Origin of the sequence: Niallia sp. HCP3S3_B10 (assembly GCF_052064465.1) — a bacterium.
Taxonomy (GTDB): domain Bacteria; phylum Bacillota; class Bacilli; order Bacillales; family Cytobacillaceae; genus Niallia; species Niallia hominis.
In genome coordinates, this window is record NZ_JBQHVO010000004.1 from 23,725 (window position 1) to 41,129 (window position 17,405).

Sequence of the window (17,405 nt, forward strand, 5' to 3'; positions counted from 1 at the left end):
ATGAGCAACGTTCACACATTATTAGTTGTTTGGCAAGATACGAAAAGTCGGTTGTATTATCACGTAGGAACTTTATCTTATTATAATGATCAATACGAGTTTGCTTATACAAACTACGGAACAGGTCATCGAAAACTTAAAGATGCATTAGATAATGGCTACATGTTGCATCCTGCATTTCCTGATGCAAATAAGATATATCAGTCAAAAAAACTATTTCCAGCATTTGATCGTCGATTGCCTTCCCCTGATCGTTCCGATTTTAAGGCAATCATGTCTGATTTGCGTTTAAACGAAAACTCTACAAAAATGGATTTTTTACAACAAACACGTGGTCGACTTGCTAATGATACCTATTCTTTTGAGCAGCCACTACGTCGAGAAAATGATGGGAAATTTTACTCTAGCTTTTTTGTTCATGGAATGCGATATCAAAACCTTCCAGAAGAATGGCCAACATGGTTAGCCGTTAATGAACAAGTAAAGTTAATACAAGAGCCAACTAATCCTCATGACACTCATGCTGTTGGAATTTTTACTCAAGGAGGGAAACATTTAGGTTATGTCCCTGGTTTTTATAGTAAAGCCATCTTTTCATTATTATCATATAATGCGAAGCCAGAGGTTCGAGTAATTTATATTAATGAAAAGTCAACTCCACATTGGTGGCTTAAATTAAACTTTGAATGTAAAGTTCCTTCTATTCAATTATCTGCTTCATCAGAAGTATTGTCTGTGATGCAATAAACAAAATAGTTAAAACAAGCTCGTAAATCTAGATTGTTTAGAGGTACGGGCTAATTATATACTTTTAAAGTAAGTTAATGAAATGGCGTCCCTTTCCAACTTTACGTTGAACCCTATCATAAGTAAATAAGCTTTTGTTATAATAATTAGTATCAAAAACACCCTGGAGGCAAATATGCTATCATTTGAAGATAAACTAAAAATCATCGAATCGTTCCCCCAATTGGAACGAAAAAATGTGTCATTAAAACGTGTTAATTTTCATTATTTGGAAAGTGGAAGTGACAAAAAGAACGTAGTGTATCACTTACATCCAAATGGAAATGGATTTGTGTATGCGGACAAGCTAAATGAGTATGATACAGATGATAAAGGTATGGTAAATATTCGAGATTTTTCAGAGGAAGAATTAAGAGAAATTATCGAAAAATCTATTCAATCATTAGAACCCAATGCACTAGAAGGAGAGAAGATTGAAGAAGAAGCAATGGAAGAAGAAAAATGGGCTGATTCTGAAAATAATACGCTCCTCCTTCTTCAAGAAGAAGGATTTTGGAATATATATGCCGGAGTAAATTTAGAAAATAGTTTTTCAAGCTATATGGAAGCGCGTGAATATCTACAAGAAGAAGGCTTTACCAAATCTAACATGTAAGAATTATAGGAAAGTCAGGATAGCCATACTCCTAATCAAGAGTATGGCATTTTGAGATTGAAAAAATGGAACAGCTAAGGGGGCTTATCCAAAAAAAGGGAGAGAAAGAACTTGAGCCAAAATAGTGTAGTGCCAAACACCTTTCTATATACATTTAATTATGCTGAAGAAGAAGAACATTTATGTAAATTGGAAGTTCGTTCCCTATTTCGTGCTAACTTACATGCCTTTATATTAGAGAGCAGGATGAATGTAGACCCAAGTAGGAGTCCTTTTATAAAAGGAAAAATAGAAGTTCTATTTAAGGGTGATACGTTGGTAGATCTATTAAAAAAGGTTGAAGCCATGCCTGCGTGGAATAGTACTTATAAGGTAATTGGCATCAATTATCGAGATATAGATCCCCGAGATAAAATGGGTTTTGAAGAAAGGAAAGCGATCGCTAGACAAGTTGGATGCTTGATTCCAGGTGTAGCGAATCTTCATCATCCTGAGATAGTTTTCGCGATTACCAAGTTAAAAGGAAAATGGTATTTCGGATGCTATTCGGAAAACCAAGGTATTTGGCTTATTCATCAACAAAAGCCTCACAATTACTCAACGGCATTAAATACAAGAGTGGCCAGAGCACTAGTGAATATTGCGGTTCCAGAATTAACTGGTGTTAAGGTGATTGATCCATGCTGTGGCATCGGGACAGTATTGGTAGAGGCCTTATCGATGGGAGTTAATATAACAGGTAGTGACAACAATCCTTTAGTAATGAAAGGCATTCGTAATAATCTCGCACATTTTGACCTTTCTGGACCAGTATTCTTAAGAGATATCAGAGACATAACAGAAATGTATGATGTTGCCATTATAGACATGCCTTATAACCTTTGCTCCGTCGTGTCAGATAAGGAAAAATTTGAAATGCTTCAATGCGCACGTCGCTTTGCGAAAAAAATGGTCGTCGTGACAACGGAAGATATAGATGAAATACTAAATGAAGTAGGTTTTGAAATAGTAGATCGGTGTGAAGTTAAAAAGGGGAAGTTTATACGCCAAATAATTGTTTGTTGTTAATGCGTGGGGATGGAATCAAAGAAATTTTCCATTTAGAAGGGAAAGATTGTTTACTATTTTTTCGATTAAGTAAAACAGAAATCATCATAACAAAACAGTATTCCTCGGTCAATTTGAGGAATGCTGTTTTGTTTTTTTATTCTTGGAAAACTCACTATTATGCGGATAAGTTCATGCCATATTTTAATAGTTAAAAAGAAATTACTTCGAAAGTAGCTGTGAATAAATAGTTATAATTGTTAAACTATTAATAATATCATGAATTATCTTCCATTTAATCCTATAGGAGGGAAGAAGATGCAGCGAAAAGAAAACATGGCTTCAAATCAGGAAGTAGAATCGAATCAAAACCAGAAATTTGAGATTCAAGAAATGCTAGTACAGGAACTAGATATAGCAAAAGCAACCTATTTAGAGTACAGCAATAACCACGCTTATTATGAAGAGAATAGAGACAAAGAAATGAAACAAACATATTATAAAGATAGCTCGCTTGATAGAAAAACGATGCATGAGTTACTAGAAAAAACACATCAAAATAAGTTAGGTTATGCACCCCACCGTTATGTTTATCCATGGGTCGATCTTAATGAGAATGGGAAACTTAAAAGTATTTATTCAGGGAAGGAAATGGATCCGCTAGCTGTTATAGAAAAGGATATTCGTATGCTTGAAGAGACAGGTATTAATAGTAATAGTTTATCCGATAAGGTCACGTTAAACTGTGAGCATGTAGTACCTCAGTCTTGGTTTGATAAACGTCAGCCAATGAGAGGGGATTTGCATCATTTATTTGCCTGTGATCCCTCGTGTAACAGCCGCCGTGGAAACAGCCCTTATGCGGATTTTCCTGACTATGTTCCAGAAAGTTCTATTTTAGGTATTAAAGAAGGCTGTGGAAAGGCGGATGAAGGGAAGTTTGAACCTGAATATGGAAAGGGAATTGTTGCAAGAGCAACCTTTTATTTTATGACTCGATATATTGGAATAATGGACAATAATCTAGTAAATCTGGAGGTTTTACTAGAGTGGCATCAGAAATTTCCGGTATCTTTGTATGAAAAACATCGTAACCTTGCTATCTATGACTTACAGGGAAATCGGAATCCATATATTGATTTTCCAGAGCTTGCAGAGAGATGGATATATGAAAAGTAAATCAATCTCCATTTGAGAGAAGAGTTTAAATAGATTCTCTCTTTTATAAGGCCCCATAGTTAGTTTAGAGGCTGGGACAAAACTAAATAACTAGTCATTAAAGACGAACAATCTTTAATTTAGCTCTTAAATAAAGCTACTTTCTCATGATGGTTATCTATGTTTTTAAACATAGTCAATTATAAAAACTAAGTCGTTCCATTGCGCTACAGACGCACGATGCGCCGGAGAGGAAGCTTAGCCTTTCCTCTATCTCCCGCAGGAGTCGAGCGTTTAATTCTGGGCTAGAAGGTCTATGTGAAAATTATGGTGTGGAGATAAAAGCTGAGGAGCAAAATAAGCCATCCGAATCTATAACTATTCAAAAACAAACACTTAAGGAACCTGTCGGAGCTGTAAATTTTCCTGAGAATAAAAATAAACAAAATACCAAGATAAGCCTTGAAAAGGTAAAGGGGAAGGTAAGTCTCGATAAAAGTCAAAGGCCAGTTATTATCGAGAAAACGCCTGAAATTACTGCGACAGTATCTTGGAAGACTGGTACCGATTACGATATATATGCTTTAGTCTACACTAAGAATGGTGAGCAAATAGATGTGGCTATGTTTGGAGCAGAAGGAACCACTCCTCTTAGAAGCTTTGGAAACGGAGCAGTTGAACACATGGGGGATGTTAGGAGAGATAGTCGAGCAACTAAGACAGAAGTAATAAAATTAAGGTTAAATGATACTATACTCGCAGTTGTTCCCGTGGTCTATTCTGCTCAGTCAAATGGGACAGGCTCATTCCACAGATACAAGGTGTCCATGAGTATAGATAATCATAACGGAACATCTGTTACCATATTTGCCAAGAATGCAAATAATAATGACAGAATTTATTCCTGTGTGCCCGGAATCCTTCATAATACGGAAGATGGGGTTATGATAAGTCCGTTGGATCTTTATAGTAAGCCAAACTCAGAATTTAGACCTAAGCTTAGGATGGGTGCTTCTAATTTGGTCGAGGTAATAATGGATGAAGGACCGAAAAATGATTACAAGTAAATTAGTATTCTATAAAAAATTTAACGTTTTATGGTTTTGTTTTAGATAGAATCGATTCTAAAAGTGACTTTTTAAGTCAATCTATTTCCTAAACAATATTTTTCGTGCATCACTAGTACTGAAAAAAACTATATATGATTAAAAACTGAAAATAGGAGGGTTATATGAGTGGAGATGGATTGATTTGGCTTGTATTGATAGTAGCTCTATTAATTTTAAATTTTTCTGCAATTTACTTCAATCGAAGAATCAAATTACCTTTTTGGTTATCAGGTATTATCTTAGGTGTATTTGGCCCCATTATTGCTTTCATTTCTGGTTCCCTATTTGTGAATCTGGACCATAGTAGTGGTGGTACTGGTGAAGGAGCAGGATTTGGAGCAGCTTTCATTGGTTTAGTCATTATTGCTAACGGAATTAGTTATCTAATCATCGGCATAGCTGCAAAAATAAAAAGTTTTCTAGCGCATAAGAATATTAATCAATAGCTAGAAAACGGAACACACAAAATATTTTCCGGATAGTCATTGTACAGTGAGCCACTCAATCACACCTGTTGAAATCTCCATCCCTGCTTTTTTGATGAAGAAATCTGGAAGCTTGATTCGTATGACTAATTTGAGAGTAAGGGATTCTATTATTTTTTATAAAATGGTGAATGATGAAGTACAGTAGCGCAAGTCCATACCCTTGTCTTTTGTATTTTTCAATCACTACTAGTAAGCCAATTGAACCTTCATCGTGAATGCCAATAAATCCAATCACCTTATTATTTGAAAACCCACCGAAAAGAGTACCTTCCATAAGACGTTGGATAACATATGTATAATCATTGGTAGGATAAAAAGTTTTCACTAAAGAAATGTCATTTTCATTAAGACGTCTTATGGTTAATATTGGTTTTGGAATAGTTACGGGAAACTCTTTTAAAATCGCTGCCTGATAATAGGTATCTCTATGAATTAAATGGTATTTCTCCTGAACATAAGATTTGGCCCAACTTTGAAATACTTCGCATTCTTTTATCTCTTCAATATCTTGTAACAATCTCTTATAATCTTCCAAACTGTCACAACTAATCATATAGGTCTCACTCGGAACATCAAACAATACACCCCCGTGAATATCTGATCGTATGATATTTGCTTGATGTCGTTTAATACTTTCTATTATATTAATATGATGAAGAATATTTTTATTTAAATACCTAAGCGCCATAGCTTCCATTTTTTAAGCTTACTCCTTTCGGGGGTCATAAATCTTCATAACTTTTTACTTCCACAAAAATAGCGTTAACCCATCTGAATGCTAATTGATCGTTTAAGATAGTTGGAATCATTGCTTATTAAACTATTTTTTCCTAATTCCCCAAGCCTTTAGTGGTTAATTAGTATAAGAGAAGAGGGATATTCATAGCTCGTCCGAACCTGTACTCCCCCCATTTACTATTCGTGGCCTTCAGCCCATGGCTGGCTTCCAGTCTTAACCATTTCCTTCAACTTTTTTGGTCAGCATAAAAGGTATTATTTGAAAAAATGGAAGCGCTTTACCTACACTTAGTTTACACGATAAACAAAGTATAGGTAAAACACAAATTTCTTTTAGGAACTACAAAAGTATTTTTCTATTAAGTAGATACGGAGGAGAGAAAATGAAGAAAAAGGTTGTCATTACAGGTGGAAGTGGTCTACTTGGCCGAGATGTCATAAAAGAGTTTATCAATCATGGTTATGAAGTTCTTAATGTGGATAGGCAGTATCCAAAAGAAGCGCTCTGCAGAACAGTAATAACAGATTTAACAAATCTTGGTGAAGTATATGGGGTATTAGCTGATGCAGATGCGGTTGTCCATCTTGCAGCGATTCCGGTTGCATATTCCCATCCAAATGAAGTGACCTTTGAAAACAACGTTATATCTACATATAACATTTTAGAAGCAGCAGGGAATTTAGGGATTAAAAAAGCGGTAATCTCTTCAAGTGAGTCCTCCTATGGTATTTGTTTTTCAAAGCAAAATTTAACACCACAATATGTGCCAATAGATGAAGATCACCCACAATTGCCGGAAGATAGCTATGGTTTATCCAAGATTGTTAATGAAAAAACAGCGGATATGATTCATCGTAGAACAGGGATGCAGGTCGTATCTTTTCGTTTAGGAAATGTTATCTCCCCTGAAAAGTACGAAAATTTCCCTGAATTTATCCATGATCCAGAACAGCGAAAAACGATTCTGTGGAGTTATATTGATACACGAGATGCTGCGAGTGCCTACCGATTGGCAATTGAGACAGATGGACTTGGGTCAGTTGCCCTTAATATCGGGGCGGATGAAACAAGTATGGATATAGAAAGTAAACAGTTAATGGAAACATGCTTTCCAACTGTAAAGGATTTTCGTAAAGATATATCTGGATTTGCGCCATTATTAAACAATGAAAAGGCGAAGAAATTATTAAATTGGCAGCCTGTTCATAAGTGGAGAGATTACGAAAAAATGTAATGACTATTTTAATAAGGAGAGATAATAGATGATTTCTAATCTTAAAAGTACTACTACTTTGCATAACGGTGTTGAGATGCCATGGTTAGGTTTAGGCGTTTTTCTAGTAAAGGATGGAGAAGAAGTTGTAAATTCAGTTAAAGCTGCTCTTGAAGTGGGCTACCGAAGCATCGATACTGCTGCTGCTTATAAAAACGAAGAGGGTGTAGGCAAAGCCATTGCTGAATCAAATGTTCCTCGTGAGGAACTATTTATTACAACAAAAGTTTGGAATGCTGACCAAGGATATGAAGCAACATTAGCGGCTTTTGACGTAAGCATGAAGAAATTGGGGCTCGATTATCTAGATCTGTATTTAATTCACTGGCCACTTCCCTCACAAGGAAAATTTTTAGACACATGGAAAGCACTTGAGCAGCTTTATAAGGATGGACGTGTCCGGGCAATTGGGGTAAGTAATTTTAAGGTTCATCATCTTGAAGAAATAATCGCAAACAGTGAAATTGTGCCGATGGTCAACCAGGTAGAATATCATCCCAGATTTAATCAACGAGAATTGCATGATTTTTGCAAAAAGCACGGCATCCAGCTTGAAGCTTGGTCTCCATTAATGCAGGGTGGTCTGCTTGAGGAACCAATTTTGGTTGAACTTGCAAAAAAATACAATAAATCACCAGCGCAAATTATTATCCGCTGGGACATACAAACAGGAGTAGTGACGATTCCAAAGTCGGTTAAGCCCCATCGCATTGCTGAAAATAAGGATGTCTTTGATTTTGAACTTTCAGAAGAGGACATGGATAAAATCAGTGCACTAAATCAGGACCAAAGGATGTTTGCTGATCCTGATACTTTTTATAAAGTATAAGTTTAGTATTAAATATTCTCTAGTAGTAATAAAAAGGGCAACCGAATAATACAAAAAAACAGCATCCTCCATTGATAGAGAGGTGCTGTTTTTATCAAAATACCAACTCTAATATTCAGGATACAGAAGAATAATCTGAACTAATAAAATTGACTCCTTTTTCTTAGGAGATGATATCAAGATAAAGGAAATCCCCGAACAATGTTTAAAAGCCTAGACAGTAATTTCCTTGGAAAAGAATTGTTTACGTAAACAATTACAAGTATACAAAAAGTAAACAATACGTATACAAAGTCGTTTACGCGTAAACAAATGTGTAAACATACTGTATTTACCTAATGTATACACATTTGTATTCAAAGATTACGAAAATGTCTACAAATACTCTTAGTTTACGAGATGTTTACAATTAAGTGTTTTTTTGGTAAATCAATTGATTTAATCTAGCAATCTCTTATAGCCTTAAATAAGAAATAGGAGATTTAGAAAACAGAGTATCCAATAAAAAGAAAAGGAATGATGAAAAGATGAGCTCTAGAATTGCGGCTGTAGATGTTGGTAATGACTCCATTAAGGCAATCTTTGGAGAAGTAGAGTACGAATTGAATATTCCTAATATTGTGGCAAGAGATACAGAAGATCGTCCTGTAATAGGAATAGAAGAATTAGATAACAAGAATCCTCTCGAAGGAATACATATTAAGGTTCACTCCCCTGCATTAAAAGAAAATAATGCTATCTATCGTGTTGGCCATTTAGCAACAAAGAGTAGCAGTGCAACCGAATTAGATCCAGGCAGTGCTAAATCGGAGGAAGATCAAACTTCAGTCATGCTTTTTGCTACATTGGCTTTAGATGCAGTCAATGAGAAGAATTCGAATTCTTTCCCACGAATGAAAAATGTCATTGACGCAAACTATACGCTTGGAACAGGGCTCCCTCTAAGAGAAGTAAAGGAAGGTAAGGACGCTGGATATCGATCTAAATTAGTTGGTTCTGTCCATCAAGTGGAATTTCTTGTGACACCTAAATACCAAGGGTTGAAAGTAAATATTAAATTTAATGAAGTGAAAATTTATCCTGAAGGATTTGCAGCCTATATCAATCTTGTCATGGATAATCAGTTGAAAATTATTAATAAAGATTTAATTGATAAAAGAATAATTATTCAGGATATAGGTGGTTTATCTACAGATATCGCGGTTATAAAAAATCGAAATGTCGATGATGATAAAGCGCAAGGATTTAATCTTGGTGTATCGGAATCACTAGAGTCTATAAGAGAAGAAATTCGATCCAAACACGGCATTGAATTAGACAGTCGACGTGATGTAGTGGAAATTATCACGCGAAAAAATGACAGAAACCATATTATGGTTAAGGGAAGCCGGACAAGTGTTCATGACATTACGGATCGTATCTTACTTGAACTAGCGAAAAAACAATATCGATTATTACGTAACGTATGGCAGAAGAATTCTCAGACAGAAATCTGTTATTTTGTTGGTGGAGGAGCAAATGTACTAAAAGAGTACATTAAAACATTAAATAATAATTTAGATGGCTATAACATTGAATTCTTTGAAGATGAGAAAGAGAGCATTTGGATGATGGCAAATGCTTATTATAAGCTCATTACTGATTTTGTAAGAAAGACAGAGAAGCCTAATCTACCGCAAGAACCTGTGAAAAATTAATAGGGTGATGATATGAAAAGCTCTAGTTCAAAGGGAATTAAGCGAGGACAAGCTATTTCATTTCGTGTCCCTTCTGATATTCCTGATCATCTTTTAAATCATTTACAAAAGCTTAAGGAAGTCGAAAGAAGAAATTTTTCAAGTAAAATAGCTGAGTTTGTGCTACAAGGGGTTGGTCAGTCCTTTTCAAAGGAACGAGAAACAATTACAATTCCTCTTCCCCATAAATTAAGCAAATCACAGCGAGATTGGTTGAAGCACGAGCATTCTGAGGCGTTGTTAGGTGCGATTATATACCAGCTTTTAAAAGATCCAGTTCGTTCAACAGCTTTGCTTGCATCTTTAAATAGTAATTCTTTAGATATAGACGAGGCCTTGTATTTGCAAGAAGAAAGAACAAATGAACGGGAGAAAGTAGCGGAAGCGGATGACTATTTGCATGCAACGGAAGAAACAGCTGTTATCGAAGAGATAGATAGCATGGATGATTTAGACAATTTTGATTGGGATAAAGCAACACATAATCAATCAATAGAAGCAGAAGCGGAAAAGGAACCAGAAGACAGTGAAAATGAAGATTTAGATAGTTTATTAGGAGACTTTCTTCATTCCATGAACAAGTAGTGTAGGTTGAAAGTTAGGATGCACAGGGAATTCTCGAAATTTGTCGAAGATGGATAGAGTGTGTAATTCCATGCATTTTCTGAAATGATTTAGCAACAGATTCTAAAATGTCTATTCAAAAAATAGATAGTTAACTAAAATAGAGAGATTAAAACCAAAAAATGCTGAGAACTCAACATTTTTTGGTTTTTTGTTTGGGCTCAATCGCTTCCATAAATAGGATTTTTTACAGTTACTATATTTATTTAAACAATTTCCGTAGATTTATATGCTAAGGGATGTGTAACAGTTAGGGGAAACAAGTTTTTCATGGAGTTCCTTTGTACGGAGAAATGCAATACAAGTGATAGAAACGATAAAACAAAAATTCGACAAAAAAACCAATAAATAGTTTGACATTTCAAAAAACAGACGTTATATTAATAGAATGTGAAAAATTATCTGAATGTTTCTAAAACAGTGATTAATCGGAGGTCATCTTATGGAACAACGTCAACAATGGGGATCACGGTATGGCTTTATCTTGGCAGCTGTCGGATCTGCTGTTGGTTTAGGGAATATCTGGAGGTTTCCAGCAGTTGCTTATGCAAACGGAGGAGGAGCCTTTTTCTTACCTTATTTATTTGCAATCATAACAGCAGGGATTCCAATATTAATTTTAGAGTTTACAATCGGTCAGAAATTTCGTGGATCAGCACCATTATCGCTGTTCCGTTTAAATAAAAAAGCAGAATGGCTTGGTTGGTGGCAGTTATTAATTGCCTTTGTCATCTGTACTTATTATGCAGTTATTGTCGCATGGGCGATAAAATTTACAATTTATTCATTTGGTACGCAATGGGGTTCAGACCCTGAAAGCTTCTTTTTTGGTAGTGTATTAAAGATAGCGGATCAACCTGGCACAATAGGCGGATTAGTTCCTGGTATTGTTATTCCAGTACTTTGTGTGTGGGCAGTGGCTCTCTTTGTTTTATATCGTGGAGTTTCAAAAGGGATTGAAAGATTAAATAAAATATTCCTTCCTATCCTGATTGTTATGTTTTTAGTAATCGTAATTCGTGCTTTAACTCTTGATGGAGCGACACAAGGATTAAACGCATTTTTCAAACCAAACTGGGAAATGATTCTTGACGGAAAGGTTTGGATTGCAGCATATGGGCAAATATTCTTCTCTTTATCGATTGGATTTGCAATCATGATTACTTATTCAAGTTATCTACCAAAAAAGTCGGATATAAATAATAATGCATTCATTACTGCATTTGCAAATTCTGGCTTTGAATTATTGGCAGGTATTGGTGTATTTGCTGCACTCGGCTTTATGGCAAATCAACAAGGCGTTGCTGTTGAAGATGTAGTAAGTAGTGGGATTGGACTAGCATTTGTAGTCTTCCCTAGCATCATCAATGAATTCCCTGGAATGAATGGTCTATTTGGGGTATTATTCTTCCTTTCTCTTGTTTTTGCAGGTATGACATCGCTTATTTCTATCGTAGAAACCTTCATCGCAGGAGTTCAAGAGAAGTTTAATGTATCACGAACAAAAGCGGTACTAACAAGCGGGCTAGTGGCAACAGTAATCTCCTTGCTTTTTGCAACAAATGGCGGTTTATATTTACTTGATGTAGTTGACTACTTTATAAATAACTTTGGAATTGTTACGGCAGGATTAGTAGAAGTCATCTTAATTGCTTGGTTCTTTAGAGGATTAAATGGACTACAGACTCATTCGAATGCTATTTCTGATATACGTATTGGTGCTTGGTGGAAGTTCTGTTTAAGTATTGTAACACCTCTTGTTCTTGGTTATATGATGGTTGACAACATTCGTCAGAATTTAAAGGAGAATTATGAAGGATATCCAACAACATTAATTTTGTATGCAGGTGTGTTAGTAGTCGCTTTGAGCATCATTATTGGGGTTCTTCTATCCTTTAAAAAGTGGAAATCTAATGCTCTAGACAAGAATAAGGAGGTTGTTTAATATGTCAGCTAGTGCGATCACCATGATGGTAGTTGGAATGGTTATCCTATGGGGCGGCTTAGCAGCCAGTATCTTTAATGTCGTAAGAGTTTCTAAGAAAGCTAAATAATAATTTTAAAAGGGATTGGCCATAACGATATGGTTGATCCTTTTTTATTGGTTGAAAAAGAGGAAAAGTTCACTAAAAATTCAAAATAAATAATGGATAACAAAAAACAAGTTGACGAATATCGACAAAATACGTTACTATAAAAACTAATTGAATAAGACCTCACTTTTTTTTACAGTGAGGTAGAGGCGCGATATTTAACAGTCTTTAGTGGAGTTTGAGGAGCTTTGATGCTAGGGAGAAGGAAATGTCGCCGAAGTTTGTAATATTCTCCATATTACATGCTGGGTCTGTAGTTAAGAGCTGCAGGACTGTCTCAATAAACACCTAGTTTATTGAGTTGTGCTATCTCATTTGGGATAAAAGAGAGGACTTTAGGGCTATCGCATATACTACGACCTGAGTTTATCTCAGGTCTTTTTTTGTTTTAGTAGATTAATAGGAAAACAGGGGGAAAGACATCATGAGAAACAAGTTAACATTATTTTTAGTTTTAATATTATCCGCAATGCTTTTATTAGCTGGATGTGGGACAAGCAGCGATTCAGCTTCTGGATCGAATGATGATAATACATTTAAAGTAGGGATGGAGGCAGGTTATGCTCCGTTTAACTGGACGCAAAATGATGATTCTAATGGTGCGGTGAAAATTGAAGGGTCTTCAGAATATGCTGGAGGCTATGATGTAGAGATTGCTAAAAAAGTGGCAGAAGGTTTAGGAAAAGAATTAGTGATTGTAAAAACAGAGTGGGATGGCTTAGTACCAGGATTAGTTTCAGGAAAAATTGATGCCATCATCGCAGGGATGTCACCGACTGCAGAGCGTAAAGAAACAATAGATTTTTCAGGTAACTACTATACATCCAATTTAGTAATGGTAGTAAAAAAAGGTAGTGAGTTTGAAAATGCTACGTCTATCCAGGATTTTAAAGGAGCAAAAATTACGGCACAGTTAAATACATTCCATTATTCTGTTATTGATCAAATTAATAGTGTAGAAAAAAAGACGGCAATGGATAACTTCCCCGCTATGAGAGTAGCACTGGAGTCAGGAGTTATTGATGGATATGTATCTGAACGTCCAGAAGGGATTAGTGCTTCCACTGCAAATGATAAGTTTGTAATGGTTGAATTTAAGGATGGATTCAAAACGTCAGAAGAGGAGACAACTACCGCTGTTGGTCTTCAAAAGGGCAGTGACTTAACAGAGAAGATTAACAAAATTTTAGCAGATATTCCAGAAGAAGAACGTACAAGCATGATGGATAATGCTATTAAAAATCAACCTGCAGCAGAATAAAAAAGGATAAAACCGACTGTAGCCTTTATACAGACGGTTTTATCAAGTAAGTGAGGAGAAAAGATGAGTTTTGAGTGGATCATTAAAATAATTTCAGAGAACTGGCCGATGTTTCTTCGTGGTGCTGGTGTAACGCTTTTGATTGCGTTAATCGGAACTATTATTGGAGCAGCAATCGGATTGGTTGCAGGGGTTATTCGCACTATCCCGACCCCGGAACGAGTAGTAAAAAAAGTTATATTAAAAGTAATTAATATCATCTTGTCTATCTATATTGAATTCTTCCGCGGAACACCGATGATCGTCCAAGCGATGGTTATCTTTTATGGTTCCGCGCTAGCTTTTGGTTTAAATATGGATGTGCTCACTGCAGCTATTATTGTTGTATCCATTAATACAGGAGCATATATGGCGGAAATTGTTCGTGGTGGGATTGTTTCCGTTGATAAGGGCCAGTTTGAAGCGGCTCATGCAATTGGCATGAATCATCTACAAACAATGTGGAATGTAGTGTTACCACAGGTTATTCGAAATATCCTACCAGCAACAGGAAACCAATTTGTTATTAATATTAAAGATACATCTGTATTAAACGTAATTTCTGTTACGGAATTATATTTTGTTACAAAATCCATTTCAGGAAATAACTTTAGATATTTTGAATCGTTTTTCGTAGCTTGTATGATTTATTTTGTAATGACCTTAATTGTTACGAGAATATTGCTATATATGGAGAAAAAGTTAGATGGATCGAATAATTACACGATCATCGGAAATGATGCACAGTTAGAATTAGATAAAAAATAATGGAAGAAGGTGAAGAACGATGGAACAAATCATTGATATACAGCATCTGAACAAATCCTATGGAACACATGAAGTACTTAGAGACATTAATTTCTCCGTAAATAAAGGGGAAGTTGTTTCCATCATTGGTTCCTCTGGATCTGGTAAATCTACGCTTCTTCGTTGTATAAATTTATTAGAAAAAGCAAGTGGCGGGCAAATATTTTACCATGGTGCAAATATATTGGATAGCAATCATAATGTCGCAGATTATCGCAAACATCTTGGTATGGTATTTCAACAATTTAATTTGTTTAATAATCACAATGTCCTTAAAAATTGTGTGGTGGGACAAGTAAAGGTGTTGAAACGATCCAAAGAAGAAGCAGAAAAGATGGCCATGCATTATTTAAAAGTTGTGGGAATGGATAAATATATTAATGCAAAGCCAAAACAGCTATCTGGTGGTCAAAAGCAGCGTGTTGCAATTGCGAGAGCCCTATCGATGAGTCCAGATGTCATGTTGTTTGATGAGCCTACTTCCGCTCTTGATCCAGAAATGGTGGGAGAAGTACTAAAAGTCATGAAAGACCTCGCCAATTCCGGTCAAACGATGATCATCGTAACACATGAAATGGAATTTGCGAAGGAAGTATCTGATCGGGTTATCTTTATGGACAAAGGAGTTATTGCAGAAGAAGGAAGTCCAGATCAAATTTTCCATAACCCGACACAAATACGTACGAGAGAATTCTTAAAGCGCACTTTAGTAACGCAACCATCCTAACTTATAGCTATAGCTAGAGAATGAGGAAGATAATCCGCAACCAAATAAGTGAGTTTTAGTCATAGAAGATGGTCTCTGCCTGTGTAGAGGTCATCTTTTTCTATTAGCAAAAATTGGTGAAATGGGAATATGCATCTAAAGCGCCCTAATACAGGCAAAATGGAGCATAAGATTGGTGAACCATAGCATAAGTTAAAGATGTTTTTAATATTTGAGGATTCTATGTCATAATAGAGTGAAGTGCAAGCTGTGCTCTAGGAAGGATAGATATCTTATGAAATACATGAAATCACAAATGAAAAAGTTAATCAAAGATAATAAGGACTTACAGATACGCTTAAAGGATTTGATTGATGAACATGACCTTGATAAAAGTTCGGCTATAAGAGCATTGTATCATTCGGAAGTAGCAGCAGGCGGAAAGTATCAATCCGCATATCAAGCATTAGACTTACCAAAAGGGTAGGTCTTTTTTAAACTGTTTTATGAAGGATTGTACATTTGCCAAGAAAAGATAGCGTATAATAGAAGTTTGTATAAGAGAATGAATGTTACGGAAATAATAAAAAGAATAAATAAAAAAAGAGGCTTTGTGATGAGTGAAAAAGGTTTTCATGATTTTAATTTAAGTAATCAAATAGTAAAGGCTCTAGATAGTTTAGACTATCAAATTCCAACAGAAGTACAGAGGAAGGTGATTCCTCTTGTGTTAGAGAAAATAGATCTTGTAGTGAAATCCCAAACAGGAAGTGGGAAGACAGCATCTTATGGGATTCCAATTTGTGAATTAATAGAGTGGGAAGAAAATAAGCCTCAGGCGTTAATTTTGACACCAACAAGAGAGCTTGCCGTTCAAGTAAAAGATGACATTATTGATATAGGAAGATTTAAACGAATAAAAGCAGCGGCTATTTATGGAAAACAGCCTTTTGCCATTCAAAAAACAGAATTAAAGCAAAAAACACATGTAGTGGTAGGAACACCAGGACGTGTATTAGATCATATAGAGAGAGGTACGTTGACTTTAAATCAAATAAACTACCTTGTCATAGATGAAGCAGATGAAATGCTGAACATGGGCTTTATTGAACAAGTGGAGGCTATTATAAAGGCATTACCAAAGAATCGAGTGACAATGCTATTCTCAGCTACACTACCTGAGGCGGTTAAGGACCTATCTCTTCGCTATATGAAGACACCTATTGATATAGAAATAAAGGCAACGGGACTCACAACAGATAAAATTGATCATTCGCTTCTGAAAGTAGAGGAAAAGGACAAATTCTCTATTCTTCAAGATATAACGATTGTGGAAAATCCTGATAGCTGTATCATTTTTTGCCGAACAAAGGATAGAGTAGATACATTATGTGAGCAGTTGTTAGATTTAGGGTACAGCTGTGATCAAATTCATGGTGGTATGGTCCAGGAAGACAGACTTGAAGTAATGAATGATTTCAAAAGGGGAGAGTTCCGCTATTTAATCGCAACAGACGTAGCGGCAAGAGGTATTGATATTGATAGTATCACCCATGTTATTAATTATGACCTTCCTTTAGAAAAGGAAAGCTATGTACATCGTACTGGACGAACAGGTCGGGCAGGGAAAAAAGGGAAAGCTATCACATTTGTTACCCCATTTGAAGATAAGTTTTTTAAAGGGATTGAAGAATATATCGGTTTTGAAATTCCAACTTTAGCAGCACCTTCCAAAGAAGAGGTTTCTGCAAATAAAGCAGACTTTGAGGCAAAGAAGAACGTGGAGCCAACCATTAAAAAAGCAAAAAATGAAAAACTAAACAAGCATATTATGAAGCTATACTTTAATGGTGGTAAGAAAAAGAAGCTCCGAGCAGTAGATTTTGTGGGTACCATTGCTAAAATAGACGGAGTAACAGCAGAGGATATTGGGATCATTACAATAATGGATACACATTCTTATGTTGAAATTTTAAATAATAAAGGGCCTATCGTACTGAATAAAATGAAGAAAACAACCATAAAAGGAAAGCTGTTGAAGGTATATGAGGCTAATAAGAACGGATAAATGATTAGTTACTATTGATTACGAAT

17 protein-coding genes, 1 pseudogene and 1 riboswitch are annotated in these 17,405 nt (G+C 35.6%); of the genes and pseudogenes, 17 read left to right on the forward strand and 1 reads right to left on the reverse strand.

Translation table 11 applies throughout. The annotated features are described in order from the left end of the window. The 6 genes and pseudogenes from ACTNDN_RS03715 (at nucleotide 1) to ACTNDN_RS03740 (ending at nucleotide 5,162) form a co-directional block, all read left to right on the forward strand. Nucleotides 1-747, forward strand: a complete 747-nt coding sequence (locus ACTNDN_RS03715) for an HIRAN domain-containing protein (protein ID WP_109768503.1) — start codon at nucleotides 1-3, stop codon at nucleotides 745-747. A 175-nt stretch (nucleotides 748-922) separates the two neighbouring features. Then, the gene (locus ACTNDN_RS03720; protein WP_109768504.1) at nucleotides 923-1,402 is read left to right on the forward strand and encodes a hypothetical protein; all 480 of its coding nucleotides are present in this window, start codon (nucleotides 923-925) and stop codon (nucleotides 1,400-1,402) included. A gap of 111 nt (nucleotides 1,403-1,513) precedes the next feature. Next, a complete protein-coding gene (locus tag ACTNDN_RS03725; protein ID WP_441130792.1) occupies nucleotides 1,514-2,470 on the forward strand; it encodes a TRM11 family SAM-dependent methyltransferase in 957 nt (318 codons plus the stop codon). 372 nt (nucleotides 2,471-2,842) lie between these two features. Beyond that, nucleotides 2,843-3,628, forward strand: a complete 786-nt coding sequence (locus ACTNDN_RS03730; protein ID WP_441130810.1) for an endonuclease I family protein — start codon at nucleotides 2,843-2,845, stop codon at nucleotides 3,626-3,628. Between the two features lie 428 nt (nucleotides 3,629-4,056). Continuing rightward, nucleotides 4,057-4,674 (forward strand): annotated as a pseudogene (locus tag ACTNDN_RS03735) (TerD family protein); the annotation flags it as partial. A gap of 164 nt (nucleotides 4,675-4,838) precedes the next feature. Further along, nucleotides 4,839-5,162, forward strand: a complete 324-nt coding sequence (locus ACTNDN_RS03740) for a hypothetical protein (protein WP_048718248.1) — start codon at nucleotides 4,839-4,841, stop codon at nucleotides 5,160-5,162. A 55-nt stretch (nucleotides 5,163-5,217) separates the two neighbouring features. Here ACTNDN_RS03740 and ACTNDN_RS03745 read toward each other — a convergent pair whose 3' ends face one another. Next, nucleotides 5,218-5,901 (reverse strand): GNAT family N-acetyltransferase, encoded by a 684-nt coding sequence (locus tag ACTNDN_RS03745; protein WP_048718250.1) that lies wholly within the window; start codon nucleotides 5,899-5,901, stop codon nucleotides 5,218-5,220. Between the two features lie 424 nt (nucleotides 5,902-6,325). On the opposite strand from ACTNDN_RS03745, the gene ACTNDN_RS03750 reads away from it, so the two are divergent. The 11 genes from ACTNDN_RS03750 to ACTNDN_RS03800 all read left to right on the forward strand — a co-directional run bounded on the left by ACTNDN_RS03750 (nucleotide 6,326) and on the right by ACTNDN_RS03800 (nucleotide 17,379). Beyond that, nucleotides 6,326-7,177 (forward strand): NAD-dependent epimerase/dehydratase family protein, encoded by an 852-nt coding sequence (locus tag ACTNDN_RS03750; RefSeq protein ID WP_048719139.1) that lies wholly within the window; start codon nucleotides 6,326-6,328, stop codon nucleotides 7,175-7,177. A gap of 28 nt (nucleotides 7,178-7,205) precedes the next feature. Then, nucleotides 7,206-8,045, forward strand: coding sequence for an aldo/keto reductase (locus ACTNDN_RS03755; RefSeq protein ID WP_082169303.1), 840 nt, complete (start codon nucleotides 7,206-7,208; stop codon nucleotides 8,043-8,045). 527 nt (nucleotides 8,046-8,572) lie between these two features. Next, nucleotides 8,573-9,742, forward strand: a complete 1,170-nt coding sequence (locus ACTNDN_RS03760) for an Alp7A family actin-like protein (protein WP_441130793.1) — start codon at nucleotides 8,573-8,575, stop codon at nucleotides 9,740-9,742. A gap of 12 nt (nucleotides 9,743-9,754) precedes the next feature. Further along, nucleotides 9,755-10,366 (forward strand): hypothetical protein, encoded by a 612-nt coding sequence (locus tag ACTNDN_RS03765; RefSeq protein ID WP_441130794.1) that lies wholly within the window; start codon nucleotides 9,755-9,757, stop codon nucleotides 10,364-10,366. A gap of 481 nt (nucleotides 10,367-10,847) precedes the next feature. Next, nucleotides 10,848-12,350: a sodium-dependent transporter gene (locus ACTNDN_RS03770; RefSeq protein WP_109768082.1), complete on the forward strand. Its 1,503-nt coding sequence runs from the start codon at nucleotides 10,848-10,850 to the stop codon at nucleotides 12,348-12,350. Nucleotide 12,351: 1 nt separating this feature from the next. Continuing rightward, a complete protein-coding gene (locus tag ACTNDN_RS03775; protein WP_081836551.1) occupies nucleotides 12,352-12,459 on the forward strand; it encodes a methionine/alanine import family NSS transporter small subunit in 108 nt (35 codons plus the stop codon). A 175-nt stretch (nucleotides 12,460-12,634) separates the two neighbouring features. Further along, a riboswitch (Lysine riboswitch) is annotated at nucleotides 12,635-12,815 on the forward strand. Between the two features lie 107 nt (nucleotides 12,816-12,922). Further along, nucleotides 12,923-13,759 (forward strand): transporter substrate-binding domain-containing protein, encoded by an 837-nt coding sequence (locus tag ACTNDN_RS03780; RefSeq protein WP_048719145.1) that lies wholly within the window; start codon nucleotides 12,923-12,925, stop codon nucleotides 13,757-13,759. 63 nt (nucleotides 13,760-13,822) lie between these two features. Beyond that, nucleotides 13,823-14,566, forward strand: coding sequence for an amino acid ABC transporter permease (locus ACTNDN_RS03785; protein WP_109768081.1), 744 nt, complete (start codon nucleotides 13,823-13,825; stop codon nucleotides 14,564-14,566). A 19-nt stretch (nucleotides 14,567-14,585) separates the two neighbouring features. After that, nucleotides 14,586-15,332 carry an amino acid ABC transporter ATP-binding protein gene (locus ACTNDN_RS03790; protein ID WP_031535507.1) on the forward strand — a complete coding sequence of 249 codons (747 nt, stop codon included), beginning with the start codon at nucleotides 14,586-14,588 and terminating at the stop codon, nucleotides 15,330-15,332. 274 nt (nucleotides 15,333-15,606) lie between these two features. Next, a complete protein-coding gene (locus ACTNDN_RS03795) occupies nucleotides 15,607-15,798 on the forward strand; it encodes a hypothetical protein (RefSeq protein WP_031535506.1) in 192 nt (63 codons plus the stop codon). A 129-nt stretch (nucleotides 15,799-15,927) separates the two neighbouring features. Beyond that, nucleotides 15,928-17,379 carry a DEAD/DEAH box helicase gene (locus tag ACTNDN_RS03800; protein ID WP_441130795.1) on the forward strand — a complete coding sequence of 484 codons (1,452 nt, stop codon included), beginning with the start codon at nucleotides 15,928-15,930 and terminating at the stop codon, nucleotides 17,377-17,379. Nucleotides 17,380-17,405 lie beyond the last annotated feature (26 nt).